30 protein-coding genes are annotated in these 24,617 nt (G+C 62.5%); 16 read left to right on the top strand and 14 right to left on the bottom strand.

What is annotated here, in order from left to right; genetic code table 11:
* The first annotated feature begins 133 nt into the window (after positions 1–133).
* Positions 134–976, top strand: a complete 843-nt coding sequence (locus tag FJ940_RS07705) for an alpha/beta fold hydrolase (protein WP_140564733.1) — start codon at positions 134–136, stop codon at positions 974–976.
* A 16-nt stretch (positions 977–992) separates the two neighbouring features.
* Here the strand turns inward: FJ940_RS07705 and FJ940_RS07700 are convergent, their stop codons facing one another.
* On the bottom strand, positions 993–2,030 hold the full coding sequence (locus tag FJ940_RS07700; protein WP_140656039.1) for a DUF1176 domain-containing protein: 1,038 nt from the start codon (positions 2,028–2,030) through the stop codon (positions 993–995).
* 142 nt (positions 2,031–2,172) lie between these two features.
* On the opposite strand from FJ940_RS07700, the gene FJ940_RS07695 reads away from it, so the two are divergent.
* Positions 2,173–2,679 carry a DUF1993 family protein gene (locus FJ940_RS07695; RefSeq protein ID WP_140656037.1) on the top strand — a complete coding sequence of 169 codons (507 nt, stop codon included), beginning with the start codon at positions 2,173–2,175 and terminating at the stop codon, positions 2,677–2,679.
* A gap of 58 nt (positions 2,680–2,737) precedes the next feature.
* Here the strand turns inward: FJ940_RS07695 and FJ940_RS07690 are convergent, their stop codons facing one another.
* The gene (locus tag FJ940_RS07690; protein ID WP_140564678.1) at positions 2,738–2,902 is read right to left on the bottom strand and encodes a hypothetical protein; all 165 of its coding nucleotides are present in this window, start codon (positions 2,900–2,902) and stop codon (positions 2,738–2,740) included.
* 385 nt (positions 2,903–3,287) lie between these two features.
* Here FJ940_RS07690 and FJ940_RS07685 point away from each other — a divergent pair, with 385 nt between their 5' ends.
* Both FJ940_RS07685 and FJ940_RS07680 read left to right on the top strand, forming a co-directional pair.
* Positions 3,288–3,755 (top strand): hypothetical protein, encoded by a 468-nt coding sequence (locus FJ940_RS07685; protein ID WP_140494990.1) that lies wholly within the window; start codon positions 3,288–3,290, stop codon positions 3,753–3,755.
* Between the two features lie 121 nt (positions 3,756–3,876).
* Positions 3,877–4,944 (top strand): aldo/keto reductase, encoded by a 1,068-nt coding sequence (locus FJ940_RS07680; protein WP_140517684.1) that lies wholly within the window; start codon positions 3,877–3,879, stop codon positions 4,942–4,944.
* Between the two features lie 133 nt (positions 4,945–5,077).
* Here FJ940_RS07680 and FJ940_RS07670 read toward each other — a convergent pair whose 3' ends face one another.
* The 9 genes from FJ940_RS07670 to FJ940_RS07630 all read right to left on the bottom strand — a co-directional run bounded on the left by FJ940_RS07670 (position 5,078) and on the right by FJ940_RS07630 (position 13,556).
* On the bottom strand, positions 5,078–6,106 hold the full coding sequence (locus tag FJ940_RS07670; RefSeq protein WP_140656034.1) for a histone deacetylase family protein: 1,029 nt from the start codon (positions 6,104–6,106) through the stop codon (positions 5,078–5,080).
* Positions 6,103–6,609, bottom strand: coding sequence for a GNAT family N-acetyltransferase (locus tag FJ940_RS07665; RefSeq protein WP_140517682.1), 507 nt, complete (start codon positions 6,607–6,609; stop codon positions 6,103–6,105). The genes FJ940_RS07670 and FJ940_RS07665 overlap by 4 nt, the downstream gene beginning before the upstream one ends.
* A gap of 52 nt (positions 6,610–6,661) precedes the next feature.
* Positions 6,662–7,591 carry a 3-keto-5-aminohexanoate cleavage protein gene (locus FJ940_RS07660; RefSeq protein ID WP_140656031.1) on the bottom strand — a complete coding sequence of 310 codons (930 nt, stop codon included), beginning with the start codon at positions 7,589–7,591 and terminating at the stop codon, positions 6,662–6,664.
* Between the two features lie 4 nt (positions 7,592–7,595).
* The gene (locus tag FJ940_RS07655) at positions 7,596–8,981 is read right to left on the bottom strand and encodes an aspartate aminotransferase family protein (protein ID WP_140493775.1); all 1,386 of its coding nucleotides are present in this window, start codon (positions 8,979–8,981) and stop codon (positions 7,596–7,598) included.
* A 1-nt stretch (position 8,982) separates the two neighbouring features.
* Positions 8,983–10,623: a N,N-dimethylformamidase beta subunit family domain-containing protein gene (locus tag FJ940_RS07650; protein WP_140656027.1), complete on the bottom strand. Its 1,641-nt coding sequence runs from the start codon at positions 10,621–10,623 to the stop codon at positions 8,983–8,985.
* A gap of 8 nt (positions 10,624–10,631) precedes the next feature.
* Complete coding sequence (locus tag FJ940_RS07645) at positions 10,632–11,396, bottom strand: amino acid ABC transporter ATP-binding protein (RefSeq protein ID WP_140493771.1); 765 nt, start codon at positions 11,394–11,396, stop codon at positions 10,632–10,634.
* On the bottom strand, positions 11,393–12,052 hold the full coding sequence (locus FJ940_RS07640) for an amino acid ABC transporter permease (RefSeq protein WP_140522073.1): 660 nt from the start codon (positions 12,050–12,052) through the stop codon (positions 11,393–11,395). The genes FJ940_RS07645 and FJ940_RS07640 overlap by 4 nt, the downstream gene beginning before the upstream one ends.
* 11 nt (positions 12,053–12,063) lie before the next feature.
* On the bottom strand, positions 12,064–12,711 hold the full coding sequence (locus FJ940_RS07635; protein ID WP_140493767.1) for an amino acid ABC transporter permease: 648 nt from the start codon (positions 12,709–12,711) through the stop codon (positions 12,064–12,066).
* A 62-nt stretch (positions 12,712–12,773) separates the two neighbouring features.
* A complete protein-coding gene (locus tag FJ940_RS07630; RefSeq protein WP_140564664.1) occupies positions 12,774–13,556 on the bottom strand; it encodes an ABC transporter substrate-binding protein in 783 nt (260 codons plus the stop codon).
* 135 nt (positions 13,557–13,691) lie between these two features.
* Here FJ940_RS07630 and FJ940_RS07625 point away from each other — a divergent pair, with 135 nt between their 5' ends.
* From FJ940_RS07625 to FJ940_RS07580, 10 genes are all read left to right on the top strand, one after another.
* Positions 13,692–14,651 (top strand): LysR family transcriptional regulator, encoded by a 960-nt coding sequence (locus FJ940_RS07625; RefSeq protein ID WP_140564662.1) that lies wholly within the window; start codon positions 13,692–13,694, stop codon positions 14,649–14,651.
* Between the two features lie 128 nt (positions 14,652–14,779).
* The gene (locus FJ940_RS07620; protein ID WP_006206067.1) at positions 14,780–15,028 is read left to right on the top strand and encodes a ParB N-terminal domain-containing protein; all 249 of its coding nucleotides are present in this window, start codon (positions 14,780–14,782) and stop codon (positions 15,026–15,028) included.
* Between the two features lie 206 nt (positions 15,029–15,234).
* Positions 15,235–16,191 carry an alpha/beta hydrolase gene (locus tag FJ940_RS07615; protein WP_140656024.1) on the top strand — a complete coding sequence of 319 codons (957 nt, stop codon included), beginning with the start codon at positions 15,235–15,237 and terminating at the stop codon, positions 16,189–16,191.
* A 148-nt stretch (positions 16,192–16,339) separates the two neighbouring features.
* Complete coding sequence (locus FJ940_RS07610) at positions 16,340–16,735, top strand: GFA family protein (protein ID WP_140564659.1); 396 nt, start codon at positions 16,340–16,342, stop codon at positions 16,733–16,735.
* 244 nt (positions 16,736–16,979) lie between these two features.
* Positions 16,980–17,177 carry a hypothetical protein gene (locus tag FJ940_RS07605; RefSeq protein ID WP_140493757.1) on the top strand — a complete coding sequence of 66 codons (198 nt, stop codon included), beginning with the start codon at positions 16,980–16,982 and terminating at the stop codon, positions 17,175–17,177.
* 257 nt (positions 17,178–17,434) lie between these two features.
* Complete coding sequence (locus FJ940_RS07600; protein WP_140517674.1) at positions 17,435–18,307, top strand: undecaprenyl-diphosphate phosphatase; 873 nt, start codon at positions 17,435–17,437, stop codon at positions 18,305–18,307.
* Between the two features lie 207 nt (positions 18,308–18,514).
* Complete coding sequence (locus tag FJ940_RS07595; protein WP_140656021.1) at positions 18,515–19,141, top strand: transglutaminase-like cysteine peptidase; 627 nt, start codon at positions 18,515–18,517, stop codon at positions 19,139–19,141.
* A 132-nt stretch (positions 19,142–19,273) separates the two neighbouring features.
* Positions 19,274–20,056: a phosphodiester glycosidase family protein gene (locus FJ940_RS07590; protein ID WP_140656018.1), complete on the top strand. Its 783-nt coding sequence runs from the start codon at positions 19,274–19,276 to the stop codon at positions 20,054–20,056.
* A gap of 172 nt (positions 20,057–20,228) precedes the next feature.
* Positions 20,229–21,311 carry a GH25 family lysozyme gene (locus FJ940_RS07585; protein WP_140656016.1) on the top strand — a complete coding sequence of 361 codons (1,083 nt, stop codon included), beginning with the start codon at positions 20,229–20,231 and terminating at the stop codon, positions 21,309–21,311.
* A gap of 173 nt (positions 21,312–21,484) precedes the next feature.
* Positions 21,485–22,459, top strand: a complete 975-nt coding sequence (locus FJ940_RS07580) for a DUF3592 domain-containing protein (RefSeq protein ID WP_224519151.1) — start codon at positions 21,485–21,487, stop codon at positions 22,457–22,459.
* Positions 22,460–22,469: 10 nt separating this feature from the next.
* Here FJ940_RS07580 and FJ940_RS07575 read toward each other — a convergent pair whose 3' ends face one another.
* Positions 22,470–22,808, bottom strand: a complete 339-nt coding sequence (locus FJ940_RS07575; RefSeq protein WP_224519152.1) for a hypothetical protein — start codon at positions 22,806–22,808, stop codon at positions 22,470–22,472.
* Positions 22,809–23,014: 206 nt separating this feature from the next.
* Here FJ940_RS07575 and FJ940_RS07570 point away from each other — a divergent pair, with 206 nt between their 5' ends.
* Both FJ940_RS07570 and FJ940_RS07565 read left to right on the top strand, forming a co-directional pair.
* Positions 23,015–23,536, top strand: coding sequence for a hypothetical protein (locus FJ940_RS07570; RefSeq protein WP_140517670.1), 522 nt, complete (start codon positions 23,015–23,017; stop codon positions 23,534–23,536).
* Positions 23,529–24,155, top strand: coding sequence for a hypothetical protein (locus FJ940_RS07565; RefSeq protein WP_140656013.1), 627 nt, complete (start codon positions 23,529–23,531; stop codon positions 24,153–24,155). The genes FJ940_RS07570 and FJ940_RS07565 overlap by 8 nt, the downstream gene beginning before the upstream one ends.
* Before the next feature lie 50 nt (positions 24,156–24,205).
* Here FJ940_RS07565 and FJ940_RS07560 read toward each other — a convergent pair whose 3' ends face one another.
* Positions 24,206–24,412: a type II toxin-antitoxin system HicB family antitoxin gene (locus FJ940_RS07560; protein WP_140517668.1), complete on the bottom strand. Its 207-nt coding sequence runs from the start codon at positions 24,410–24,412 to the stop codon at positions 24,206–24,208.
* Positions 24,413–24,416: 4 nt separating this feature from the next.
* On the bottom strand, positions 24,417–24,617 hold the full coding sequence (locus FJ940_RS07555) for a type II toxin-antitoxin system HicA family toxin (RefSeq protein ID WP_140517667.1): 201 nt from the start codon (positions 24,615–24,617) through the stop codon (positions 24,417–24,419).

The raw sequence follows: 24,617 nt of genomic DNA, 5'->3' as shown, positions 1-24,617 counted from the left end.
TCATTTCGGCTTTCGCCAATCTCGACGGCCGGCAGAAGGGCGCCCCCGCCGAAACTGCCAATCTCCCCCCTTGAGGGGGAGATGGCCGGCAGGCCAGAGGGGGGTGCTCACGCTCCCTGCCTTTCTGATTTCGATATTTTTCCTGTTTTCTGCTGCCCAGGCCTCTGCTCTCCAACTAAAACCCTTCAAGGACGATCTGTTCGCCTATCCCGCGACGCTCTCGTCAGACGGCGCCTACACGGTGATCGACTACCGCGAGATGCGCGACATCAACCAGCGCGACGAGGTGCCGGAAAAGCGCGTGCATGCACAGTATACCGATACCGGTGTGCGCAAGGTGCAGCAGGATCTGCTGTTGAAAACCGATGCCGGCGACGTCCGGCACATCGCCGTAGGCAAGACGCAAGGGGCTTCCGTCATCGTGCTCTACCTGCACGGGCAGGGCGGCAGCCGCAAGCAAGGTGTCGATGACTTCACTTTCGGCGGCAATTTCAACCGCATCAAAAACCTGATGGCAGGCAATGGCGGCCTTTATCTCAGCCCTGACTTCCCCGATTTCGGCGACAAGGGCGCGGCACAGGTCGCGGCGCTGATCGATCACTATGCGCAACAGTCGCCGGGCGCGAAGATCGTCGTCGCCTGCGGCTCGATGGGCGGCGCATTGTGCTGGAAGCTTGCCGCCCGCACGGACACGGGCAGGCAAATCGGTGGGCTTCTGCTGCTTGGCTCGCTGTGGGACGAGAGTTTCTTCTCCAGCCCTGCCTTCAGGCGCCACGTGCCGGTTTTCTTCGGTCAGGGCAGCCATGACGTGGTCTTTCCCGTGGCAAACCAGGAAGCCTTCTTCCGGTCCATCATCGCCAAGTCGAAAGCCTATCCGACCCGCTTCGTGCGCTTCGAGACGGGCACGCACGGCACCCCCATCCGCATGGTCGACTGGCGCGGCGCGTTGAACTGGATGCTGTCGAAGGCGCCCTGATCGGACGCCGCACGGCTCAGGGAGCGGTGTTGTAGTCGACAACCGTCTGCGGGTTTTCCTCGCCGTCATAGGAGGCGTCGACGTCGTACTGGACGAGCGAAAAATCGCCGTTGCGGAACAGATAGGTGCCTGCTGACGAGGCATCGCCGGCGCCGCGCCACTTGTTGAAGGTGGTGATCGTGTGGGCGTCCTGGTCGTAGCTGGAATTGGTCGCCCAGCCAGTGGTCCGGAAGCCGACGATGTGCATGGATTCGACCATGCCTTCGCTGTCGTTGTTCACGTAGCGGATGTCCATCTCCGGTTCGGTGAACTGCAATTGCCTGACACCGTTCGCCTCGTCGGTCATGTAGTAGATCGAGCTTTCATTGTAGGCGGCCGCCGAGCAGGAAAAATGGAACAGGCGCGTTTCCTTGTCGGGATCGCCGGCCGCCGCATCCTTGTCCCTGTATTTGATGGAAAAAATCTCCGGCTCCTTGGCCGCGAGATCCTTGTCGCACTGGTCGCTATAGCTGGCCAGGAAAGCCTTCTTGGCCTGCTCCAGCGCTGCATCCCTCTTCGGCGGCGGCGGGCCGTCGCCACAGCTAGCCGGCACAGCCTCCTCGAAATCCGCGCTCGACGGCTTCAGCGCTCCGCTGTCGATGAAGATCGGCTGGAATGGCGGCGCCTGAATCTGGGCATTGACCTGGCGCAGTGTGTAGCAGCCGGCAAAGACCTTCGCCTCGCCCTTCTTGTCGGTTGCCTGGATGGCGACCGGCACGCTGTAGTAGATGCTGCCTGCCGCGCCCTCATTGGATACGGCGCCGGTCCTGACATCCACCTTGTCGGTACCGTCATAGCCCTTGACGAAGCTGTCGAAGTCCTTGGCCGGCTTGGTATCGCCATAATAACCCCAGGCACGTGCGAATTCATGCCGGTTGATGGCACTGTAGAGCGAGCGGACAACTGCCTCGGCGCTCGACCTGTCATCGACGTAGGGCGCCTCGTCGGCAGGTGCCGACTGGGCGATCGAGGCAAGGGAGAACAAGGCAGTCGCTGCGAGAAAAGCGTGTCTCATCGGCAATCTCCACGCGGTAACGGAGATTCTACCACGGTGATTGCGGCGACGTGGTGACGCCTTGCGGGTATCGCTTGAAGAATCGCCCGGGAAGGCGCTAGTTCGCGCTCGCGGCGCTTCAACTGCCCCGGGAGATAATTGCGTGACCCTATCCATGTATGAAGTATCGGTGGCTGTGTTTTCGGCCCGGTTGAAAGCGCTGTCCAGCGTGCTGTCCACGGCCGAACAGAACGCCGGCGAGCGCAAGATCGACCCGCAGGTGTTCTTGACGGCGCGGCTGGCGCCCGACATGTTCGCGTTGACCAGGCAGGTGCAGATCGCCACCGACCACGCCAAGGGAGCCCCATCGCGGCTCGCCGGCCGGGAGGTTCCCAAATACGAGGACAACGAGGCGAGCTTTGCCGAATTGCAGGCGCGCATCGCCAAGACGCTTGACCATCTGGCGACGTTCTCCGCGGCCGATCTGGAAAGTTCGGACGAGCGAATTGTCGAGGTCAGGCTCGGCGGGCGCGAGGTTTCGATGGCCGGTCTGCAGTACCTCCTGCATCTGGCCATGCCCAACTTCTATTTCCACCTCACCACCGCCTACGACATTCTTCGCCATAATGGTGTGCCGCTGGGCAAGGCAACGTTCCTGGGCTCGCGTTGACGGATCACGCCTTCAAGGGGGTGCCCGGCCGGAGCCGGAATATCCCTGGCTGGCCGAACTAGCGGACGGACATTTCGCGGGCGACGCGCGGGAAATCGGCGGGCTTGATGCCGATGTCGGCGCGGTCCGCATTGCTCATGGAATGCAGCAGCGCGAGCGCGGCACGATAACGCAGATGTTCCTGCGGCCGTGGCCGTGCGAACATTTCAGTGAAGAACCCCATAATCCAGGCCCCTGTTGGACCTCCCAGCGTCCGAGTATAGGGGATTCGTGACAATTGTGCAGTGCAGCATTTGCATGCCTGCCATGCTCAGCAAAATTTTCTGCCATGATCCTGCATCGCCTGAAACTTTCGCAGATCGCGAATCGTATCCCTGTTGCTGGCACATGGCCGGTTTTTCCTCGCCGCTTCTGGCGAATTCCGGACTGCACCAACCGCAGTCCGGCTTTTTGTGACTGACCGGGCGTGGTCCAGCCCCGTAAACCTTCAATTGTTAAAATCGGCGGCATGCATTTTTAACGAGCGGACCCTAAGGTGGATGTCTCGGACACACCGTGAGACTGGGGAGGCTGACATCGTTACCAGCGCCAAGCGGGATTTCGCTTCGTTGCTCGATGATCTCTTCGTTGCCTCCGACAAGGACGGGGGAGGCGAAGAGGCCGCCACTCGCCCGTCGATTCCGTTTGACTATCTTTCCGTCGCCGACGAGCTCCATTCGGGCCGCATCAAGGTTTCTGGCAGCGGATTTGCCACGGAATATCGCGAGGCAGGCGCGGATCTCGCCGCAGAATTCGCGGCCCTGCTCGATCATGCGAAGCTGGCACTTGCGGGCGAAGAGACAAGGCCCGAAGAAAAACTGCCGCCGATCGATCCCGAATCGATTGCCGTGGAATTGGGATTGGACACGCCTAAGGCTGTCGCCGATTTTGGCCGCATGCGCCGCAGCTTCGCCTTTTCGAACCATCCCGATCGCGTCGCGCCGCACCTGCGCCAGCGCGCCATGATCCGCATGCAGGTGGCTAACATGCTGATCGACGAGGCCAAGCGGCGCGCCCTGGCAGGGGCTCGCCGCTAGCGCAGTCTGGTTCACGCAAAAGTCGGTTTGCCGAGGCTTGGAGAGCGCCTCTGCTTTCTTGTAGGATGAAAATTCCTTCCCCGCGCAGCCGCGCAAGCTTTTCCCGCCGGAGCACACTTCCATGCACAAACGCCGTCTCGGTCGGACCGATCTTCTTGTCACCCAGATCTGCCTCGGTTCGATGACCTGGGGCCAGCAGAACACCGAAGCCGACGGCCACGCCCAGATGGACCTGGCCTTTTCGCGCGGGGTGAATTTCATCGACACTGCCGAGCTCTACCCGATCCCGCCCAAGGCGGAGACGCAAGGGCGGACCGAGAAGATCATCGGCAGCTGGATGAAGGCAAAGGGCAACCGCGACAAGGTGATACTCGCCTCCAAGGTCGTCGGTCGCACCGCAAACAGCTGGTTTCGCGGCGACAGGCCGTCGCAGCTGGTGCGCGCCGATATCTTCGATGCCGTCGACAAGTCCCTGGCCAGGCTCGGCACGGACTATGTCGATCTCTACCAGATCCACTGGCCGGAGCGGGACATACCCTGGGGCGCCAATCCGACGCGCGTCGGGGCCGTGGCGCGCCGCGCTGATTCCGTCGGGGCGCCGACCGGAGAAACGCCGATCGCGGAGACGCTTGCCGTCTTCGATGACCTGGTGAAGGCCGGAAAGATCCGCCATTTCGGCCTGTCCAACGAGAGTTCCTGGGGCGTCATGCGCTTCATTGCAGAGGCTGACAAAGCTATTGGTCCACGGGTCGCCTCGATCCAGAACGCCTATAATCTGGTCAACCGGACCTTCGAGGTGAACCTCGCCGAAGTCTGCGATCGCGAAGAGGTGTCGCTGCTTGCCTATTCGCCGCTCGCGCAGGGCTATCTCTCAGGCAAATACGATCACGGCGCGCGCCCGCAGGGGTCGCGCTCGCAGCTCTTCAACCGCGGCCAGCGTTACGAGACCCCCAATGCCGCCGAGGCGCAGCTTGAATACAACGAGCTGGCGCGCTCCTTCGGCCTGGAGCCGGCGCTGTTCGCCAACGCCTATGTATCGAGCCGGCCCTTTGTCACGTCGAACATCATTGGCGCGACGACCATTTCGCAGCTGGAAATGGCGCTGTCTTCAGTGGAGGTTGTCTGGACCGAAGAGATGCAGAAGGCAGTGGACGCCATTCATCAGCGGGTCGGCAATCCCTGTCCTTGATCGACTCGGAAGTTGAATTATCTGGGAATAACAGCGCGATGGAGACGATGGTGGATTTTCCGATCGAAACATTGCGTGGAAAATTTCCCGCTCTCGCTCTGACCGATGGAGGTCTCAGGCGCAGCTCGACCTGTCAGCGTGCCTTGGTGCCGAACCCGGTCAGGAAAGCGGTGAGGTTGTCACAGAGTTCGTCGCAGAGATAGCCGCCTTCCTGAACGATTGTCGTCGGCAGGCCGAGCTTGGCGATGGCTTCGCCGATGCGCGAGAAACCTGGCGTCGTCACCGAAAGCCCGCCGAACGGATCACCCTCGAATGCGTCGAGCCCGAGCGCCACGACCAGCGCGTCGGGCGCGAAGGCGCGGATACGCTGGAACGCCACCTGAAGCGCTTCCAGAAACGCCGCGTCGGCGGATTTGCGTGGCAAGGGCAGGTTGAAATTATAGCCGAGACCGGGGCCTTCGCCGCGCTCGTCGGCATGTCCCCAGAAGAACGGATAGAAGCGCACCGGGTCGGCATGCAGCGACACGGTGAGCACGTCGGGCCGCGCATAGAAGATGCCTTGCGTGCCGTTGCCGTGATGCAGATCGACATCGAGGATCGCAACCCGTGCCGCTTGGCGGCGCAGTACCTGTGCTGCGACGGCCGAATTGTTGATGAAGCAGAAGCCGCCGGCGACGTCGGCGAACGCATGGTGACCGGGGGGGCGGCAAAGCGCATAGGCGGCCGGCGCGCCCGCCATCACCGCTTCCGCCGCCTCGACCGCGCTCCAGGCGCTCCACAGCGCGCTTTGCCAGGTCTCGCCAGAGATCGGGCAGGCCGTGTCGGCCATGTGGTACCCAGCCTGGCCGACCGCGGAGGCCGGATAGGAGCCGTTGCGCGCGATCGGGTGAATGTTGGGGATCACTTCAGCCGAGGCACCCTCGATGCGTTGCCAACGCGTGTAGATATGCTCCAGGAAATCGAGATATTCGGGCGTGTGCACCGCCGCGACCGGACCAAGTCCGTGATTGCGCGGCCGCTCGATCGTGCAGCCGGCCGATTTTGCGCCTGCTAACAATCTCTCGACGCGCTCCGGCTTTTCGGGATTGGGCTGCGGGGCGCCGCTGGAAAGGAAAGCCTTGGGGTCGTGGCGCTTCTGCTCCTGCGCGTAGAAGGCTTTCATTCTTTTTCCTCCGGCGCGTCGGCAAAGGCGAAGAAAGCGTCGCCGATGATCTTCTGCGTCTGCTCGTAGCTCGACCAGGCGATGCCCAGCCTTTCATAAAAGGCCTTTGCGCTCTCATTGTCGGTATCGACGGACAATCTGAGATAAGCGCCGCCTTGCTTGCGGCACTCGGTCGCGACGCGCCGCAGCAGGCGCTCGCCGATCCTGCGACCGCGAAACCGGTCCTCGACATAGAGGTCCTGCACATAGACGCCGGGCCGCCCCATCCAGGTCGAGAAGATCGGGAAATAGAGGCACAGTCCGGCGAATTCGCCATCGACTTCGGCGATCAGGGTCGAGAAGGCAGGTCTTTCGCCAAAGCCCCAGGTCCTGAGATCGTCTGGCGTTGAGACGATTTCTTCGGGCGCGCCGATATGGGTGCCGAGCTTCAGAATTGCGGCATGGATGGTTTCGACGTCTTCGATTCGTCCGGGGCGGAGGAGGATTTTTTCCGGACTTGTCATGGCAAGCAGGGAGCCAAGGTGTGACGGAGCACTATCATCTCAGCCAGTCGCATTAAAACGCTACCCTGTCGCCACCCTTCAGCCCCAGCATGTCGCGTGCTTCGGCCGGGGTGGCAACCTCCAGCGACAGTCCATCGAGAATGCCACGGATACGGCGCACCTGATCGGCATTGGATTTCGCCAGCTGGCGGCCGTCGTAGAGACTGTCTTCGAGCCCGACACGGACATTGCCGCCCATGGCCGCGGCGATAGAGATCAGCGGCATCTGGTGGCGGCCCGCGGCCAGCACCGAGAACTGGTAGCTGTCGCCGAACAGCTTGTCGGCGATGCGCTTCATGTGGATGAGATTGTCCGGATCGGCGCCAATGCCGCCAAGAATACCCAGCACGAACTGGACGAACAGCGGCCCCGACACCAGCCCCCGGTCGCGGAAATGCGCCAGCGAATAGAGATGGCCGACATCGTAGCACTCGAATTCGAAACGCGTGCCACAACCCTTGCCCAGTCTCTCGAGAACGCCCTCCATGTCGGCGAAGGTATTCTTGAAGATCGTGTCGCGTGTGGCTTCCAGCAACTTCGGTTCCCATTCGTGTTGCCATTCCCTTGGCTTGTCGAGCATCGGGAACAGCGCGAAATTCATCGAGCCCATGTTGAGCGAACACATTTCGGGCTCGGCCCGCAAAGGTGCCGCCAGCCGCTGGTCCAGCGTCATCAGGGAGGAGCCGCCGGTTGTGATGTTGATCACCGCCGACGTCGCCTGCTTGATGCGCGGCAGGAACTGCATGAACACGTCCGGATCGGCCGTAGGCCGTCCGTCTTTTGGGTCGCGGGCATGCAAGTGCAGGATCGAGGCGCCGGCCTCGGCCGCGGCGATGGCATCCGCCGCGATCTGGTCCGGCGTTACCGGCAGATAAGGCGACATGGACGGTGTATGCACCGAGCCGGTGACGGCGCAGGTGATGATGACCTTTCTCGGCGCCATTGTTTTATCCCCGGCCTTCGACCGGAAGGTCGAGTTCGGCAGCCAGGACTTCGAGCGAGTCGCCGATGATGGAGATGATCTCGCCGACCTGCTCGCTGGTGACGATCATCGGTGGTGCGACCATGAAATTGTCGCCGTCGACACCGCCCTTGACCTTGCGGCCGTAGATGATCAGCCCGCGCTCATAGGCGAGGTCGAGCAGGCGCTGCGTCGCCTTCCTGCTCTGGTCGATCGGCCGCAGCGTTTCGGGATCGGCAAGCATCTCGGCGCCGGTGAGCAGGCCCTTGCCGCGCACGTCGGCGATGAACGGGAAGCGCTCGGCTAGCTCTCGCAATCCGTCCATCAGCACATCGCCCATGGCGGCGGCATTGGCGATCAGGTCGAGGCGGTCCATTTCGCCGAGCACGGCCAGCCCTGCGGCGCAGGCGAGCGGATTGCCGGCATAGGTATGGCCGTGCTGGAAGCCGCCGGAGGCGAGCAGCGGCTGCACCAGCCGCATCGGCGCCGCCAGCGCGCCGAGCGGCGCGTAACCCGATCCCAGGCCTTTTGATAGCGCGACGATGTCCGGCTTGCAGTTCCAATGGTCGCCGCCGAGGAATTTTCCCGTGCGGCCGGCGCCGCTCATCACTTCGTCATGGATGAGCAGGATGCCGTAGCGGTCGCAGATTTCGCGGATGCGCCCATAATAACTGTCCGGCGCGACAAGCGCCGCTGTCGCCGCGCCGCCGATCGGTTCCATGATGAAGGCGACCACGCTCTCCGGCCCCTCGGCCAGGATCTTCTCCTCCAGCATGTCGGCATAGCGGAGACCGCGCTGTTCCATCGAGAGATTGTCGCGGTCGCGCCAGGCCGCCGGTGCCGGCACGGTCGGCATCACCCGCATCATTGGCGTGAAGGTCTCGGCCAGCGCGTAGTCGCCGGTGATCGACAGTGAACCCAGCGTGCCGCCGTGATAGGAGGGGAAGCGCGTGATCACCTTCCAGCGGCTGGCCTGGCCGGTGGCCACCGCCCACTGCCGCGCCAGCTTGATGCAGGATTCGGTCGCTTCCGAGCCGCCTGAGACGAAGAAGATGCGATCCATGCCTTCGGGCAGCTTGCCGGCCAGCTCACGCGCCAGCTCTTCTGCCGGTTCGTTCTCGAAATGCAGCCGGTAGGCGAAGGTGGCGCGGTCCATCTGCCGCTTCATGGCGTCGAGCACATTGCGGTTGGAATGACCGATATTGGCGACCATCGGGCCGCTTGATCCGTCGATGAAGCGGCGGCCGTCCTGCGTCCACATATAGATGCCCTCGGCACGGTCGATCAGCGGCCGGCGCAGGCTGGAGAGATAGAACAGATGCGATTGGCGCCGGGCTTCGGTGTCCGGGGCGGCGGTCTGGGCTTTCGACATGTCAGGACTTTCCGAGATAACGATCGAGGACATTTTGGGTAACGCGTTCGACCATCGGGTCCTGCCTCAGCAGGCCGGCGACCCATTCGCAGCTTCCGGCGTGGAAGACCTCGCCCTTGCCGCGCGGGAAATTGACGATCATGCCGTTGCCGCGTTTGACTTTTTCCAGATTGGCGTCGCTCCGATCGCCGAACAGCGTCTCGGCGCTGAAGCGACCATCCTCGTCGGTGAGAAACTGATCCTCGATCGGGATATCGGCGCTTTCCTCGACCTGGCTGGCCATGCCGACGGCGAGAACCTGCAAGCCGTCCGGTGCGCCGCTGGTCGCGGTCGGGTAGGGAAGGCCGCCGCGGATTTCGAAATCCAGCCCGTCGACCTCATAGCCATAGACATGGCTGTCGGCGCCAAGCAGGTCGCCATAGTAGATGCCGGTTCCGGCAAAGGCCCAGTGCTCGGGCCGATACACGGGAAAGCCGCGCACGCCGCGTGGCGCGCAGCCGCCCCATCCGGCATAGAGGCCGCGTGTGGCGTTGAGCCCGAAGGTCGCCGAACCCGGCCGGCCGATCTCGGGCGCCTCCCAGGAATTGGTGGCGCGGGTGACGTCGCCGCCGCGATAGGCGGGGTCCTCGGCTCGGGCGCGGTATTTGTAGCAGACCTGCCGCCGGCCTTCATCCTCCAGCCGCGTCTGCCACATGAAGTTGCCGGCGAAGCGCGCCGCATGGCCGCCACGTTCGACGTAGCTGTCGACCGCATCGCGCATTTCCCAGGTCCAGTACTCGTCATGGCCGACAAAGACGGCGCAGTCGTAGCCATCGAGAATGTCGGGCGAGAAATGCAGATCGTGCTGGCTGGCGAGATCGACGGCGTAGCCCGCCCGTTCGGCGAAGCGGAAGAAGTGGCTGTCATAGCTCGCCCAGCCCGACGATGCGTATTTCTTCGAATGGCCGGTGGCGAGCGCCCATTCCATGTGTGGATAGCGCGGCACTGTCTTCGGCGGCACCGCGACTTCCAACGGCACACGCGGCGCCTCCTTGGGCAGCACGACGAAGCCGCGGCACCAGGGGCGCTGCGTCGAGACGATCGGAGAATATTCGTTACGGTCCGGCCCGGTGATGCCCTGGTAGTGATTGGAGCCGCCCCAGGTGTTGTAGGCGAGCCAGGTGCCTGTCGCCGCCACCTGCAGCACACGGCCTGGCTTCTTGCCGGGCAGGGGCGCGACGATGAAAAGATGATGGGATTGGATCGGCTTGCCGTCGCGGCCTTCAGCAGTCAGCGTCACCCGGTAAGCGCCGGACGGCCAGTCGCTGCCGACGCTGAATTCGAACGAGGCTTCCCAGCCGCAGCCTTCGGCCGAGCACTGGTCTGGACTTTCCTGCCAACGCGCCGCAATGCCGGACTTCTCGAACACCTTTGTCTCGGTGCCGCCGTCGCGGACGATCGTCATGCTGAAGGACGGAGCCGTCGAACTGACATGCAGCGTCACTGTCTCGCCGGCGCGGTAGGAAAAGCGGTCGCTGTAGCACCAGATTTCGCCGCGCTCGCCATCCATGCCCGGCCACTCATAATAGTGGCCGCGCACTGCGTGCCGGCGCTGCTCCGGCGTCAGTCCGAAATCGGGGAATTCAGTGGTCAATCTGATCATCGTCGTACTCAGGCGGAAAGGTATTTCTTGAGGAAGGTGCGGGTGCGTTCTTTTTGCGGGGCGCGGAAGATGTCGCCCGGCGGGCCTTCTTCCACCACCACGCCGCCATCCATGAACAGCACCCTGTCGGCCACTTCGCCGGCAAAGCGCATTTCGTGCGTTACGATGAGCATGGTCATGTGCTCGGCGGCAAGCTGCTTCATCACCGCGTTGACCTCGTCGACCAGCTCCGGATCGAGCGCCGAGGTGGCCTCGTCGAACAGCATCACCTTGGGCTGCATGGCCAGCGCGCGGGCAATCGCGACGCGCTGCTTCTGCCCGCCCGAAAGACGCGAGGGATAGGCGTCGATCTTGTCGGAGAGCCCGACCTTGGACAAAAGACCAAGCGCCAGCGCACGAGCTTCGGCTTTCGGCATGCTTTTCAGGATCACCGGCCCCATCGTGATGTTCTCGATCACGGTCAAATGCGGGAACAGGTTAAAGTGCTGGAACACCATGCCCATCTGCTGGCGCACCTTGTTGATGTGCCTTTCGAACGCCTGGCCATGCAGCTTCTGGTTGACCTGCAGGCCGTCCAGCCAGACCTCACCGCTGTTCAAACCCTCGAGATGGTTGATGGAACGCAGCAGCGTGCTCTTGCCGGAGCCGCTCGGGCCGATGATTGCGACGATCTGCCCACGTTCGACCGATAGGTCGATACCTCTGAGGACCTCGACGGCGCCAAACGATTTGCGTGCGCCGCGGACCTCGACCATCGGCCGCTGCGTGCTCATCGGGAAACCTCCACATGTCTTTCGAACCTATGCAGGGCCGCTTCGAGCGCGAGGTTGAGAATGTAGTAGAGCGCGGCGGCAGTGATGTAGAATTCGAAAGGGCGAAACGTTTCGCTGATCGCCAGTTGCGCCGAGTGAACCAGCTCGGCAATGCCGATGACCGAGACGATGGAGGATTCCTTCAACAGCGCGATCAAATTGCTGCCGATCGGCGGCGCCGTGTTGCGGATGGCCTGCGGTATCACGACATGGCGCAGCGTCTGCCACTTGCCGAAGCCGATGCTGCGTGCACCTTCCGTCTGGCCGACATCGACGGCCACGATGCCCGCGCGGATGACATCGGCATTGTAGACGGCAAAATGCAGTCCAAGGCCGACAATGCCGGCCACGAGGGCAGGGATGTCGATGCCGACCTGCACCAGGCCAAAATAGATCAGGAAGAGCTGCAACAGCAGCGGCGTGCCCATGAACACCCACATGAAGGCGCGCACGGGGTAGGCCAGGATTGCCGGCGCGTAGAGTACGACAACCGCAAAGAAGATGCCGCCGGCGAAGCTAAGCGCTCCCGCCGAGACCGTCAGCACTGATGTCCACCAGGCGCCGGTCAGCAGAAGATCCCAGTAGGGCGCGATGACTGTGAAATCCAGGCCTTGCATCGTGTTCTGCCTCAGACGATCGCGAAGCGTTTGTCGAGCATGTCGACTATGCGGGCGACGGCATAGACCATGATCATGTAGAGCAGGGCCGCGACGCCGAAGATTTCGAACGGCTTGTAGGTGGAGCCGATGAAGCGCTGCGCGGTGTAGGTCAATTCCACGACCGAGATGGTGGACACCAGGGCCGAGCCTTTCAGCAGCGCAACCGTGTTGACGCCGAGCGGGCGGATCATCAGCCTGGCGGCTTGCGGCAGCACCACCTTGCGCAAGGTCTGGAACCGGCCGAATCCGATCGTGCGGGCTGCCTCCGTCTGGCCGCGGTCGACCGCCACCACCGCGCCCCGGATTGATTCCGCCATATACGCGCCGATATTGAGGCCGAGGCCGATCACGCCGGCCGCGAACGGATCCAGATTGATGCCGATCTGCGGGCCGCCGAAATAGAGCACGAAGAGCTGGATCAGGCACGGTGTGCCGCGAAACAGGCTCACATAGAGCGTGCCGACGGCCCGCAGGATCGCCGATCTCGACATTCTTGCGGTCGCGGCAAGTGCTGCCACGGCCAGCCCCAGAACCAGGGCCAGCGCTGTCAGTTCCAGCGTCACCAAGGCGGCTTCCACGAAGAACGGGAAGACGCGCTGCATCAAGGAGAAATCCATGGAATGGCCCGGCGCAGTGGCTTTCGGCTTCAGGCGGCCTGGACCGCCGAAGCCTGGCGAAGTTAGCGGATGTCGCTGCCGACCCAGTGCATCGATATCTTCTCGTAGGTACCATCGGCCATCATGCCGTCCAGCGCCTTCTGCATGGCGGCCTTGAGCTCGGGATTGTCCTTGCGGATGGCGATGCCGATGGCGACGCTGCCGCCTTCGATACCCGGCGTGTCGAGCTTGCGTACCTTCTCGCCGGTCTCCTTGACGGCGACCATGACCGGAATGTTGTCGACGACGATGGCGTCGACGCGGCCCGCCTTCAGCTCAAGCAGCAATTCCGGCAGCCCCTTATAGGTGCGGATGTCCCAGCCGCCCTGTTGGCGCGCCCATTTCTCATGTGTTTCGCCGAGCGTCACGCCAAGGGTCTTGCCCTTGAGTTCGTCGAGGCTCTGCACCTTGGAATCCTGGTTGACGAAAACCGCACGGCCGGCGTGATAGTAGGGGCCGACGAAATCGACCACCTTCTCACGCTCCGGCGTGATCGTCATCGAGCCGACCACGGTGTCGTATTTGTTGGCGAGCAGGCCGGCGATGATGCCGTCCCAGGCGGTCGTGATGATGGTGCCCTTGACGCCGATACGCTCGGCGATGGCCTTGCCGATATCGGCGTCGAAGCCGACGACCTCGTTCTGGTCGTTGACGAAGTTGAAGGGGGGATACTGCCCGCTCATGGAAATCTTCAATTCGTCCGCCGCCTTGACCTTCTCGAGGTCATCGGCCCTGGCCGAGACGTTAGCGAAGGAAGACGCAAACAGCAGCGCCGCGACGGCAATGCCGGAAAATACCTTGTTCATTTGAAACCTGTCCTCTGGATGGAGCGCGAAGGCTTGTTCTTGGGAGGCGTTGGGGCGCACTCCTGACGGCAATGATTGCCTTTGCGGTAGCATTGCGCAAATAGATAATGGAAATAGGGAGCATAGATATCAGGAATGGCATTGCCGCGCCCCGAACGGCTGGTCTGGGATCTGGACTGGAACCTTTTGCGGACATTCGTCGTCATCGCGGAGGTGAAGAGCATAACGCGTGCCGCCGAGAGGCTGAACCTCAAGCAGCCAAGCGTCAGCAATGCGCTGCGGCGGCTGGAAGACCGGGTCGGCCGGCGGCTGGTCGAACGCGATGCGACGCGCTTCGAGCTCACCGAGGTTGGACGGCTTCTCTACGAGCAGAGCATCGAGGTGTTCGGCACCATATCGCAGCTGCCGCTCTTGATGCGCGGCATCAGCGACGATGTCACCGGCCACGTCATGATCGCGACCGCCAGCCATGTGGTCTCGCCGCTGTTCGATCGGGCGCTGTCGGAATTCCACCGCAACTATCCGCGCGCCAGCATCACCATTTCGGTCGCGGCAAGCACCGAAGTGGCCAAGCAGGTGAGGGAGCGCCGTGCTTCGTTTGGCGTCTGCCTGGTCAGCCAGCGCGATCCGGCGCTGCAATACGACATGGTCTATCGCGAGTTCTTCGGCTTCTTTTGCGGGCCGCGGCACAGGCTCTATGGGCAAACCGGACTGACGCTCGCCGATCTCCGCGACGAGCCGTCAGTATCGTTCCAGACCGACCATATTTCGGATGCGCTGCGGCCGGTCGCACTGTTGCGTAGCGAAGCACGGCTGAACGCCGATGTCGTGGGCGTTTCGTCCAGCCTGGAGGAGGTGCGGCGCATGATCGTCGCCGGGCTCGGCATCGGCCCGCTGCCGCTGCATGTGGCGCGGCGCGATGTGGCCGACGGCGCGCTGTGGCGGCTGCCGCCCTATGATGCGCCGCCGGCCATCGATATCTTCCTGCTGGTCAATCCGGACAAGGCGATGAACCGCGCCGAGAAGGCGTTGCTGTCAGGGCTGCAGGCGTTGATTGCCGAGACGCCGTTCGAGGACCGTATCTACAAAGGCTGATACGCAATATCGACTGCGCGGCGGCAGACAAACCCGGTTGCCTCCGCCCTATTCGTCGCCATGCCCTTGGCCCTCGTCAACAAAGCGACTATCTCAGGACAAGGCGGCGTTCCGCCCCGGGGGTCGACATGCTCAGAGTGCAGAAGGTCAAGGTCGACGACATCTACGTGCCGACAGCGCGTAAGAAGACGCTGCATCCCGAGACGGTCCGTCATCTCGCTGAGGACATTCTGGAAAATGGCATGAAGATGCCGATCCAGGTCCGTCACGACGGCAAGCGTCATATCCTGGTAGAAGGCCTGCATCGGCTGGAAGCGGCCAAGTGGCTCGGCGAGACCGAGATTGATGCCTATCTGGTGCAAGCCAAGCGCCACTGACGCGTCCTCGATTTCGCCGTTGATCCCCATCCACGGGAAAGCCCCGGAATTTCTCCTTGATGATGTCGGTTTGCATTTCGCTGGTTCGTCCTTGGGACGGAAGCCGGTCAGACCAATATTCTCGATCGGTTTTCGCCCAGGTTGGGGCCGATGCACCAGCCAGCTCAAGAACGCACCGACACACGGACAGACTGGAGGAGATCGATATGTCCAAAGCCCTGCTTTTCGCCATTCTTGCTTCGGCCACGGCGCTTCTCGCCTGTCCGGGCATCGCCAACGCAAACGAGGTAAAATCTGCCATGACGACCGAAGCGAAGACACCGCCGAAGCCTGAAAAATCCGGCCTGCTGCCGATCAACGGCCTGAATTACTATTATGCCGTCTACGGCAAGGGTGAGCCGCTGCTTCTGCTGCATGGCGGTCTCGGCACAGCGGACATGTTCGCCCCCATCCTGCCGAAGCTTGCCGAGCATCGCACTGTCATCACCGTCGACCTGCAAGGCCATGGCCGCACCGCGCTTGGCGACCGGCCGTTCACGCTGGAGGCGATGGGCGACGACATGGCTGATATCGTCAAACGGCTTGGTTACGGCGAGGTCGACGTCATGGGTTATTCGCTGGGCGGCGGTGTCGCCTTCCGGATGGCCGTCCAGCACCCCGAAACGGTGCGCCGGCTTGTGCTGGTCTCGACCGGCTATGCCGCCGACGGTTTCTATGACGAGATGCGCCCGCAGCAGGCGCAAGTGAGCGCGGCAGCGGCCGATTTCATGAAGGACACGCCGATGTACAAATCCTACGTCGCCGTGGCGCCGCATCCCGAGGAGTTCCCGAAGCTGCTCGATACGCTCGGCAACTTCATGCGCCAGAACTACGACTACTCGGCCGATGTTCCCAAGCTGAAGATGCCGGTCATGCTGGCCTACGGCGACAGCGACATGTACAAGCCCGAGCACGAGATCAAGTTCTACCAGATGCTCGGCGGCGGTTTGAAGGACGCCGGCTGGATGCGTGAAAACCTGTCACGGAACCGCTTGGCGATCCTGCCCAACCGCACCCACTACGACGTCTTCTTCGCTCCAGAGCTGACGGCCGCCGCGCTGCCGTTCCTCAACGGCGAGACCAAGGTGAAGAGCTGGGACGAGGTGGTCGGCGAAACCGAATAGCTTGCCGGCATTGGCTGCCGGCGGTCTCCCTTGAGGCGGCCGGCAGTTTTATCGCTGCAGTCGATGGGATCGTATCAATGCTTTTGAATTGACCCGATATCCGGCCTCGATAGTCTCGCATCAAATCTTCTCGGGAATGGATACGGCAATGGCTAACTATCAGGGCGGATGCCTGTGCGGGGCGGTGCGTTATCGCGCCGACGTCGAGCCCGTCAACGAACGCATCTGCCATTGTCGGCTTTGTCAAAAGGCGATCGGCGCCGCCTTCAATGCGCGTGTGCTGTTTCGCATCGACGATGTGACGGTCGAAGGGCCGTTGGCGACCGCGAACAGCTCGCCGGATATTAAACGCGGGTTTTGCCCAAGCTGCGGTACGACGATGTTTTCGCGGCGCGATGCCGCCGGCATTATAGGCGTCACCACCGGGTCACTCGACGATCCGTCCGTCTTCAAGCCGCAGATGCACATCTGGACCGCCTCCAAGCAGCCCTGGGTGGTGCTCGATGACGGCTTGCCGCAGCACGAAGGCGCGCCGCCTGCCTGAGGCCTCCGGCCTCCCTTCCCGCCTTATGAAAGAAGGTGGATCGGCGCTTGAGCGCCGAAACCGATGAGCTGTGCCGGATGAAGCGGGCCAACAGAAGGGTGAAATTACGTGACCGTGACAAAAATTAATCGAAACAGTCACGAAATAACCGAAACAGTCACGCGAAAGCCGGCAAAGCGTCATTGGCGAGCCATCATTGTCTCCCTATTTAACCGGCGCGGGCCGGCATTCGAGGAGACGACGGATGAACGACAGCATCAGTACCCTGGACGAGCTTTTGAGCGATCCGATGGTCCTGCTTGTGATGGAGCGCGATCGTGTGCGCCCGGAACAGGTGCGCATGCTGCTCGAACGGGCGCGTCGGCCTTCCGTCGAGGAGCCGGTTGTCCCGCCGGCGCACGTGATCGCCAGGGCGTGCCAGAAACTCTGGCTGTGCCCCTGATCGCATCGTGATTTCCTCCAGTTTTTGCAGACCGACCCGCCGGGCCGGTCTGGCCACTGCCTGGTGCTGCCAACGCGCCGAGGCGGCGCGGTGTTGATATTCGAACGCGCCTTCCGCACTCGCTGACGCCCATTCCCGGGTGCCAGTTCACAAATCCGTAAATTGATTTTCCGTCCCATGGCGGTATGGCTTGCCCAGGGGCCGATCGCCCCAGTCGTTCCCCGCGCAACTCCGATCTCTCTGACATGGAATTCGACATGGCCGACAGCTGCATGCAAGGCATGGACATGGGCTTTGTCGGCCTGGGCTACGCCAAGGTCGCATTTCTCGGCTTGGTGCAAGGCATCACCGAACTGCTGCCAATTTCCTCGACCGCCCACATGCGCGTCGTCCCGGCGATGCTGGGCTGGCAGGATCCCGGCTCCGCTTTCTCCGCCGCCATGCAGCTTGCGGCCCTCGCCGCGGTGATCAGCTACTTCTGGAACGATGTCAGGGACATCCTGTCCGGTTCGGTCAGTGCCTTGAAACGGCGCGATTTGGCCGACCGACATTTCCGGCTGGCGCTCTGGATCGTGCTGGCGACGATCCCGATCGTCATCGCCGGCGTGGCTCTGTCTGGCCTTCTCAACGCCTGCAATTCGCCGCTGCGCGGCCTCGGGGTCATCGGCTGGGCCTGCATCGTCATGGCACTCCTGCTGGCGCTGGCCGAACTCCGTGCCCGCCATGCGCGCACCATGGGCCAGGCCTCCATGGCCGATGCGCTGCTCGTCGGCATCGCCCAAATCGGCGCATTGATCCCGGGCGTCTCGCGGTCCGGTTCGACCTTGACGGCAGCACTGGGGCTCGGCTTTAAGCGGGAAGAAGCGGCGCGCTTTTCATTCCTGCTGGGGCTGCCGGCCATCGCACTCGCCGGTCTCAAGGAGCTCTGGGAACTGCACAAGGCCCATCTCGATGCCCATGGCTGGTCGATCCTCGCGGTCGGCCTGGTCGTCGCCTCGCTATCCGCCTTCTTCGCCATATGGGGCCTGATGCGCGTGCTGGAACGCTTCTCAGCCTGGCCTTTCGTCATTTATCGCGGCGTGCTCGGCATCGCCTTGCTGCTGGGCCTGGCGATGGGATGGCTTGCCTGAAGCAATCCCGGAAAGCGCGCAGCGGTTTTCCGCGGCGTCAAACAAGGGACTAAAAGGCAACTCCAGGAATGTGCGAGCCGGTGTTGCTTCGGCGCAACCCCGGTCGGGCATGCGTCGATCGCCAAAGATGTGATCGGCCGCCTTCATTGACTCCAGGCAAAATCCATCTTTAACGTTCTGTTAACAAAAATAGATGGGTGGGGCCGTATGGCATCCTCGGTGGGTTGGCGCCGCAAGGCGAGGGGTTTGGGGTTTGCGTTGGCGCTGACGGTTTTTTGTTCGGCCGCGGGTTTGGCGAATGCGGGACCGCTTTCCATGACTATCGGCGGGCAAACCTCCCAGCCGATCGGGCACTATGATTTTTGCAAGGTCCATTCTGCCGAATGCTCCATCCGCTCGCCCGCCAACGCTCCGGAGAGCATGACCGGCCAGCTGTTGCGGGAAATTTCCGCCGTAAATCTCTCGGTCAACACCCGCGTCAAGCCGATGAGCGACATGGACAATTACGGCAAGGATGAGTGGTGGGCCTACCCCGATAACGGGTTTGGCGACTGCGAAGACTACGCGCTTGAAAAGCAGCGCGAGCTCCAGGCCGCCGGCATTGCAATCGCCAATCTGCTGATGACGGTGGTGCGCAAGCCGGACGGCGAAGGCCACGCCGTGCTTACGGTGCGCACCGACAAGGGCGATTTCGTCCTCGACAATCTCAGCGACAAGGTTCGCCTCTGGAACCAGACAGGCTATCGCTATCTGAAGAGACAGGCGAGCGACAACAGCGGTCGCTGGGTTTCCATCCTTGGCGGCGACGAGCGGCTCGTCAGCTCTGTTCAATGATGTCGCCGATGTCTTGCGTCGGCAGCCGCACTTCGACCTTGGCCGTTTGATCCATTCCCGCTTGGGACCGTTCTTGCGTCGTGCCGGCGAATGCTGGCGGCGGCTCGTTGGAACCGGCAATCCGGTGCGCGCATGGATCTTTTGACTGTCCTCCAATCCGCGCCATTACTGCTCGCGCTGATCAAGATCGCGCTGCCGTCGGCGGCGGCGATCATGGGGGTCGGCCAATGGTTCGCCTCGTTGCCGCCGTGCCGCGACCTCGTCTTCGAGGCCACCAGCTACCTGGTCTGCGAGGTCGATCCCAGGCAATATCGGATCGAATTGTTCTGGAAGGATCCGGCCGGCAAGCCCTATCACTCGCTGCACAATCTCGACGATGCCCAGCGGCGGGCCGGGCGCACGATGCTGTTCGCCATCAATGCCGGAATGTACCATCCAAACCTCGCGCCGGTCGGCCTGTATGTCGAGCGCGGGCAGGAACTGGCCTCGGCGAAGGTCGGGTCGGGAAGCGGCAATTTTTCGCTCCAGCCCAATGGTATTTTCTACATCAGCGACGGCAAGGCCGCGGTCCGCGCGACAAGGGATTTCCTAGAGAAGCGTCCGCCCACCGATTATGCCACGCAGTCCGGGCCGATGCTGGTGATCAACGGCAAGTTGCACCAGAAATTCCGGGCCGACAGCACCTCGCGCAAGACGCGCGACGGTGTCGGGGTGCGAAAGGACGGCGTCGTTGTCTTCGCCATTTCGAATGGCACGGTGACATTCCATGCATTCGCACGCCTGTTTCGCGACGGGCTCGGCTGCGACAATGCGCTGTTCCTCGACGGGTCGATATCGAGCCTGCTCGCGCCGGCCATCGGCCGCAATGACGACTACTGGAACCTGGGGCCGATGATCGGCGTCTTCAGGCGATAGGATGGGGCAGGCGTAGATTGCGCTTGTCGTCGCGCACGGCCCACACCCGCAACCGTGCCGAACATGCTTAAAAACTTGATTCAATCTTTATTGGTAATTTCTCGTTCATAACTAGACCTGGTTTGTCCGTCGGCCGTTGCCTTCGGTCTGTTGTGTTTGAGTACAGGTCCAGATGCGGTTACCAGGCGCCGTCAGTTTCGTGATCGCAACGCTGTGCCTTGCCGGCTGCTCGTCGACATCCGGCATGGACGCGCTGGACATCCAGAAGCCGTCGAACGAGATCACCAACTCGGTGGTGCGACCAAGCGCGCCGATCGCATCCGCCCCAGTGACCAAGGCCGAACGGAGAATGGCAGCCGAACGGAGGGTGGCGGAAGCCACGCCGGTGGACGAGAATGTCCGGCCCTATGGCCTGGCGGAGGAAGAGACGGTGGCGTTTCCGGCGCCCGACCTGCCGGACAGCGTCGAGCCGCCGGTCGTCGAGCCGGCGGCGCTTGTATCGCCGCCGAAGCTCTTGTCACGGGCGGCACCGCCGATGCTGGCCGGGCCTGTCACGCGCTACGGCTTTCGCGATGCCAAGCCGATCAATTTCGGCCGCTCCTCGCCCCGCCACCTTGCCGTGCATGGCGTCGACGTGTCGCGCTGGCAAGGCAACGTCAACTGGGAGAAGCTGCGCGCCCAAGGCGCCAACTTCGCCTACATCAAGGCGACCGACGGCGGCGACCATCTCGATCCGATGTTCACCAGGAATTGGCGCAACGCCGACGCCGCAGGGCTGAAGCGCGGCGCCTATCACTTCTTCTACTGGTGCCGCACCGCCGGCGAGCAGGCCGACTGGTTCATCCGCAACGTGCCCAGGGTCGAGGGCGCCTTGCCGCCGGTGATTGACGTCGAATGGAACGGCGAATCCAGCTGCAAGCGGCGCCCGTCGCGCGAAAAGGTGCTGGAGAAGATGCAGGTGTTCATGGACAAGCTTGAACGCCATTACGGCCAGCGGCCCATCATCTACACCGCACCCGATTTCTACCGCGACAATCTTCGCGGCGAATTCCTCGATTATTCGTTCTGGCTGCGCGCCGTGGCACAGCACCCCTCAAAAGTCTATCCCGGCCGCAAATGGCTGTTCTGGCAATATTCCGGCTCCGGCCTGTCGCATGGCGTAACCGGCCGCATCGACCTCAACGTCTTCCACGGCGACGAACGGCAATGGCGCGCCTGGGCCGGCGGCCGGCAGATGGTGGCCGACGCGGATTGAAACAAGCCATCAGGCTTGGCGTGCTTCGCTCTCCCAGGTCTCCGCCGGTTTGGCCAGCAAATGGGAGACGATGATGAGCATCCGCGGAGGCTTCGGCCGTTTCAGCGAATAAGCAAGACATTGCCGTCGTCATGATGTCTATGTGCGGGCTCCTGAACTCCGGGGGAGATGAGTTGGAACTCAAATTTCTGTTGGTCGGCTTTGCCTGCGCGGTCGCCGGCGGGCTGTCGATCGTCACTTTCCTGAAATGGCGAGAGGTCAAAGCGGTCAGCCGCTGGTTGCCGGCGCCGGGAAAGATCATCTCCTCGCGCGTCGAAGCGCGCGAGGTCCGAAGCTCCGGCTCCGGGTCTGACAGCAGCGATTCCACCGAGATCCGCAATTTTCCGGCGATCACCTTCGAGTACAAGGTGGATAAGAAGACATTTCAGAGTTCGCACTACAGCGTGCAGGAAAATCTGGGGAATTTCGAAGTCGCCGAAACCCTTGCGCGATTTCCCCGCGGCGCAGCCGTGACCGTCTTCTATAACCCTGTCGATCCGGCCAAGGCCGTGATCGAGCGCACCATGCCGGAGGGCGCCTTCAAATTCATGGTGCAGCTTTCCGCCGGGCTGGTGGTCGGCGCCCTGGTGTTGGTGTTTTCCGTCGGCGGTGTCCTGGAGGCGATCGGCCCGTATTTGCCCAAGCCGCAGTATGTCGGTGCGGCGGCTCTGTTGCTGTTCATGGGCCTGTTTGTCCTGCGCATGGGCTTCGTCCAGAAATCGATGGCCGAGCAGGCGGCAAAATGGCCGGTCGCCGTCGGCCGCATCGACGCGTCGGGCCTGCAGGCGATCAAAACCCGCGAGCGGACCGGGAGCTATCGGCCCTGGCGTACTGTTTTCAAATCCCGCATCGTCTACAGCTATGGCGTCGCCGGCCAGCGATACAGTGCCGATCGCGTCGCTTTCGGCGCCAGCGTGACGGCTTCGTTGCCAGGCCTCGTCGGGGCTCAGGCGCGGCGCTATGTCGAGGGCACCAAGGTGGACGTGCACTATGACCCCGCCAACCCTGCTTCGGCGGTGCTCGAATGCAGGGTGCTCGGATTGTGGGTGCTGTGGGTCTGTTCGGTTGGCTTTCTCGGCAGCGCTGCTTTTCTGGTCGGGCTGGTCTGACGCGAACGCCTCAGCAATGCACAAGAAGTCCGCTGTCGAAGCCAGGCCAGGTGAACCGCATCGTGGCGCCATGCCTCTCGATATGGATGACACGAGTGAAGGGCTCCTCCAGTGACGGGTACGATCCGTAGCACCGGCTAGCATGTACCACCCAGCCGGTCGGCGACTTGCGAAATGACGCGTGCTCGCAGCCGAACTCGGGCAGCGACAGGGCCGCTCGGTCTACGGAGTAGACGGTCTGGCGTTGGATGTCGGCGGCCGCGTGGCAGTTCAGTCGGTCGCTGGACCAAGTCCCGACATAGGGCGACGCCGCCAGCGCAGCACCAGTCGCGAATGCGGACATTGCCATCGTAATCACCAAACATCGCATCACCACCCCTCGATCAGTGCGCTCGACCATACAGGCTGTTGGGTTGCGAGAGATAAGTTTTCGTCCAAGGAGCCGACAATGCAGCCGTTCCGGATTTCGCTTATGCTTTTGCGTGGATGATGCGACTGTGCGGGACGGTATGCGGCCAGCATTTGGCTTTCACAACGCTTTCCCAGGGACATTTGATGATCACCCGTAAACTGGCCTTCGTCTTCGCGGGTCTGCTCAGTTCGATGCAGGTGGCGAACGCCGGGGAATGCTTGCTGAGCCATGCCACCTATCGGGAGCAGCGCTCCGGTGCGGTCATGCAATTCCGGCCGCTCGCCAATGAGCCGGCGGCACTGACGGCGCAGGTGTTTTCGCTGGCCGTGCCCAAGACCGATATCCGCCTCCCGGCCGATATCACCTGGACCAACGGCAGGAATTCGTTGCCGCTCGGCACCATCCGCCATCCCTGCACCGACGATGACCGCGAAGCGGGGCTGCAGGACGGCAGCGGCCTGTGCAGGATATGGGAGGGCCAAGTCTATGCCTTGACCGGAGGCGGCGCCGAGCAGTTGAACTCGCGCGAAGCGACGCCGGCGCCGAAAGGGCTGCTGCTGCCGGATTTCGGCGTGGCTTTCACCGATTGGGTCGACTTCGCCAACGCCAACCCCGGTGGCTCGGCGTGGGATGTCTTCACTTTGACAGGATGCAGCGATGAATAGCGCCATGATATCGATCGTCTGGGGCAGCGCCCTGTTTGCGTCCGTGGCAATATCGGCCGTGGCACGAGCGGATGAACCGGCGCCGTCGCGCCCGCCCATCGACAAATGCGCCTGGGAAAGGCTGACCGACAAAACCGTCGGGCTCGCCGCCTGGGTGCAGCGCTGCGATTTCGGTTTCCGCCAGATCCACTTTGAGTTCGCAGGCGAGGCGCTCGCCGTCAAATACAGCGATGGCGGCGCGGCCGATCCTCTGGTTGAGGTATTCGACATCAAGCCCGGCGAAACTGCCGAAGCCGCGTTGCAGCGGCTGTCCCTGGAAAAGACCGACAACGCCGTCGGCGCACGCTGCGTGCTCGCCCCCTACACGGAAGGAACCGTGCCCGCCGGTGTCAAACGCTATACATTCAGCCCCGACGCCGCCTACGCGAAAGAGCTGAAGGCACTTGCCGACCCCAACGAGGTCCCCGAACCGCCCTGCGGCGACTGGGGCGAGATGCCCGATGGCATCCAGTATTTCGAGATACCGGCGGGTGCGGCGCAAAAGCTGCTGTTTGTCCGGATTGGCCAGGACGAGCCGCTGTTTGATGAGCAGACGCTGCGAGTGTTGCCGGCGGAATAGGTGCTGAGGTCAGAGGCTGATCTGGATTGGAAGGATCGCAGCGGCCCCTTCTATGCCTCTACATATTCTGCCAGGCTGACACTTTCGGGCACATCCAACCCATCGGCACGCAAGCCCTCGATATGAAAGCGTATTGCGTCGCGAATCTCGGTTTCCACCTCAGGCACCGTCGCGCCGGTCGCGATACAGCCGGGCAGGTCCGGCACATAAGCAGAAAAATTATCTCCTGCTTTTTCAATCACCACAGCGTAACGCATGTCGTCACTCCTTTAACCCGGACTGCTTGAGGATGCTGTTCAATGTCCCTGGTGCAACCTCTTCAGACGACTTGCCGGCCACGGTGACGCGGCCGGCTTTTATCTTGTGCTTATATTGGCGATGGCTGCCCTTGGTTGCAACCAGATACCAGCCATCGGTCTCCAGCAAGCGAATGACTTCGCGGACTGTAAGCCGAGGCGGCAT

It is taken from the genome of Mesorhizobium sp. B2-3-7 (assembly GCF_006442695.1).
Taxonomy (GTDB): Bacteria; Pseudomonadota; Alphaproteobacteria; order Rhizobiales; family Rhizobiaceae; genus Mesorhizobium.
Note: the sequence above shows the minus strand (reverse complement) of the source record. Positions and strands in the feature narration are given on the sequence as shown.

What these genes read in the sequence shown, in the direction of transcription:
- FJ940_RS07700 (WP_140656039.1), bottom strand. Translation starts at nt 2,030, where the DNA reads ATGAGACACGCTTTTCTCGCAGCGACTGCCTTGTTCTCCCTTGCCTCG.
- FJ940_RS07690 (WP_140564678.1), bottom strand. Translation starts at nt 2,902, where the DNA reads ATGGGGTTCTTCACTGAAATGTTCGCACGGCCACGGCCGCAGGAACAT.
- FJ940_RS07680 (WP_140517684.1), top strand. Translation starts at nt 3,877, where the DNA reads ATGCACAAACGCCGTCTCGGTCGGACCGATCTTCTTGTCACCCAGATC.
- FJ940_RS07670 (WP_140656034.1), bottom strand. Translation starts at nt 6,106, where the DNA reads ATGAAAGCCTTCTACGCGCAGGAGCAGAAGCGCCACGACCCCAAGGCT.
- FJ940_RS07665 (WP_140517682.1), bottom strand. Translation starts at nt 6,609, where the DNA reads ATGACAAGTCCGGAAAAAATCCTCCTCCGCCCCGGACGAATCGAAGAC.
- FJ940_RS07660 (WP_140656031.1), bottom strand. Translation starts at nt 7,591, where the DNA reads ATGGCGCCGAGAAAGGTCATCATCACCTGCGCCGTCACCGGCTCGGTG.
- FJ940_RS07655 (WP_140493775.1), bottom strand. Translation starts at nt 8,981, where the DNA reads ATGTCGAAAGCCCAGACCGCCGCCCCGGACACCGAAGCCCGGCGCCAA.
- FJ940_RS07650 (WP_140656027.1), bottom strand. Translation starts at nt 10,623, where the DNA reads ATGATCAGATTGACCACTGAATTCCCCGATTTCGGACTGACGCCGGAG.
- FJ940_RS07645 (WP_140493771.1), bottom strand. Translation starts at nt 11,396, where the DNA reads ATGAGCACGCAGCGGCCGATGGTCGAGGTCCGCGGCGCACGCAAATCG.
- FJ940_RS07640 (WP_140522073.1), bottom strand. Translation starts at nt 12,052, where the DNA reads ATGCAAGGCCTGGATTTCACAGTCATCGCGCCCTACTGGGATCTTCTG.
- FJ940_RS07635 (WP_140493767.1), bottom strand. Translation starts at nt 12,711, where the DNA reads ATGGATTTCTCCTTGATGCAGCGCGTCTTCCCGTTCTTCGTGGAAGCC.
- FJ940_RS07630 (WP_140564664.1), bottom strand. Translation starts at nt 13,556, where the DNA reads ATGAACAAGGTATTTTCCGGCATTGCCGTCGCGGCGCTGCTGTTTGCG.
- FJ940_RS07625 (WP_140564662.1), top strand. Translation starts at nt 13,692, where the DNA reads ATGGCATTGCCGCGCCCCGAACGGCTGGTCTGGGATCTGGACTGGAAC.
- FJ940_RS07620 (WP_006206067.1), top strand. Translation starts at nt 14,780, where the DNA reads ATGCTCAGAGTGCAGAAGGTCAAGGTCGACGACATCTACGTGCCGACA.
- FJ940_RS07615 (WP_140656024.1), top strand. Translation starts at nt 15,235, where the DNA reads ATGTCCAAAGCCCTGCTTTTCGCCATTCTTGCTTCGGCCACGGCGCTT.
- FJ940_RS07610 (WP_140564659.1), top strand. Translation starts at nt 16,340, where the DNA reads ATGGCTAACTATCAGGGCGGATGCCTGTGCGGGGCGGTGCGTTATCGC.
- FJ940_RS07605 (WP_140493757.1), top strand. Translation starts at nt 16,980, where the DNA reads ATGAACGACAGCATCAGTACCCTGGACGAGCTTTTGAGCGATCCGATG.
- FJ940_RS07600 (WP_140517674.1), top strand. Translation starts at nt 17,435, where the DNA reads ATGGCCGACAGCTGCATGCAAGGCATGGACATGGGCTTTGTCGGCCTG.
- FJ940_RS07595 (WP_140656021.1), top strand. Translation starts at nt 18,515, where the DNA reads ATGGCATCCTCGGTGGGTTGGCGCCGCAAGGCGAGGGGTTTGGGGTTT.
- FJ940_RS07590 (WP_140656018.1), top strand. Translation starts at nt 19,274, where the DNA reads ATGGATCTTTTGACTGTCCTCCAATCCGCGCCATTACTGCTCGCGCTG.
- FJ940_RS07585 (WP_140656016.1), top strand. Translation starts at nt 20,229, where the DNA reads ATGCGGTTACCAGGCGCCGTCAGTTTCGTGATCGCAACGCTGTGCCTT.
- FJ940_RS07575 (WP_224519152.1), bottom strand. Translation starts at nt 22,808, where the DNA reads ATGGCAATGTCCGCATTCGCGACTGGTGCTGCGCTGGCGGCGTCGCCC.
- FJ940_RS07570 (WP_140517670.1), top strand. Translation starts at nt 23,015, where the DNA reads ATGATCACCCGTAAACTGGCCTTCGTCTTCGCGGGTCTGCTCAGTTCG.
- FJ940_RS07565 (WP_140656013.1), top strand. Translation starts at nt 23,529, where the DNA reads ATGAATAGCGCCATGATATCGATCGTCTGGGGCAGCGCCCTGTTTGCG.
- FJ940_RS07560 (WP_140517668.1), bottom strand. Translation starts at nt 24,412, where the DNA reads ATGCGTTACGCTGTGGTGATTGAAAAAGCAGGAGATAATTTTTCTGCT.
- FJ940_RS07555 (WP_140517667.1), bottom strand. Translation starts at nt 24,617, where the DNA reads ATGCCGCCTCGGCTTACAGTCCGCGAAGTCATTCGCTTGCTGGAGACC.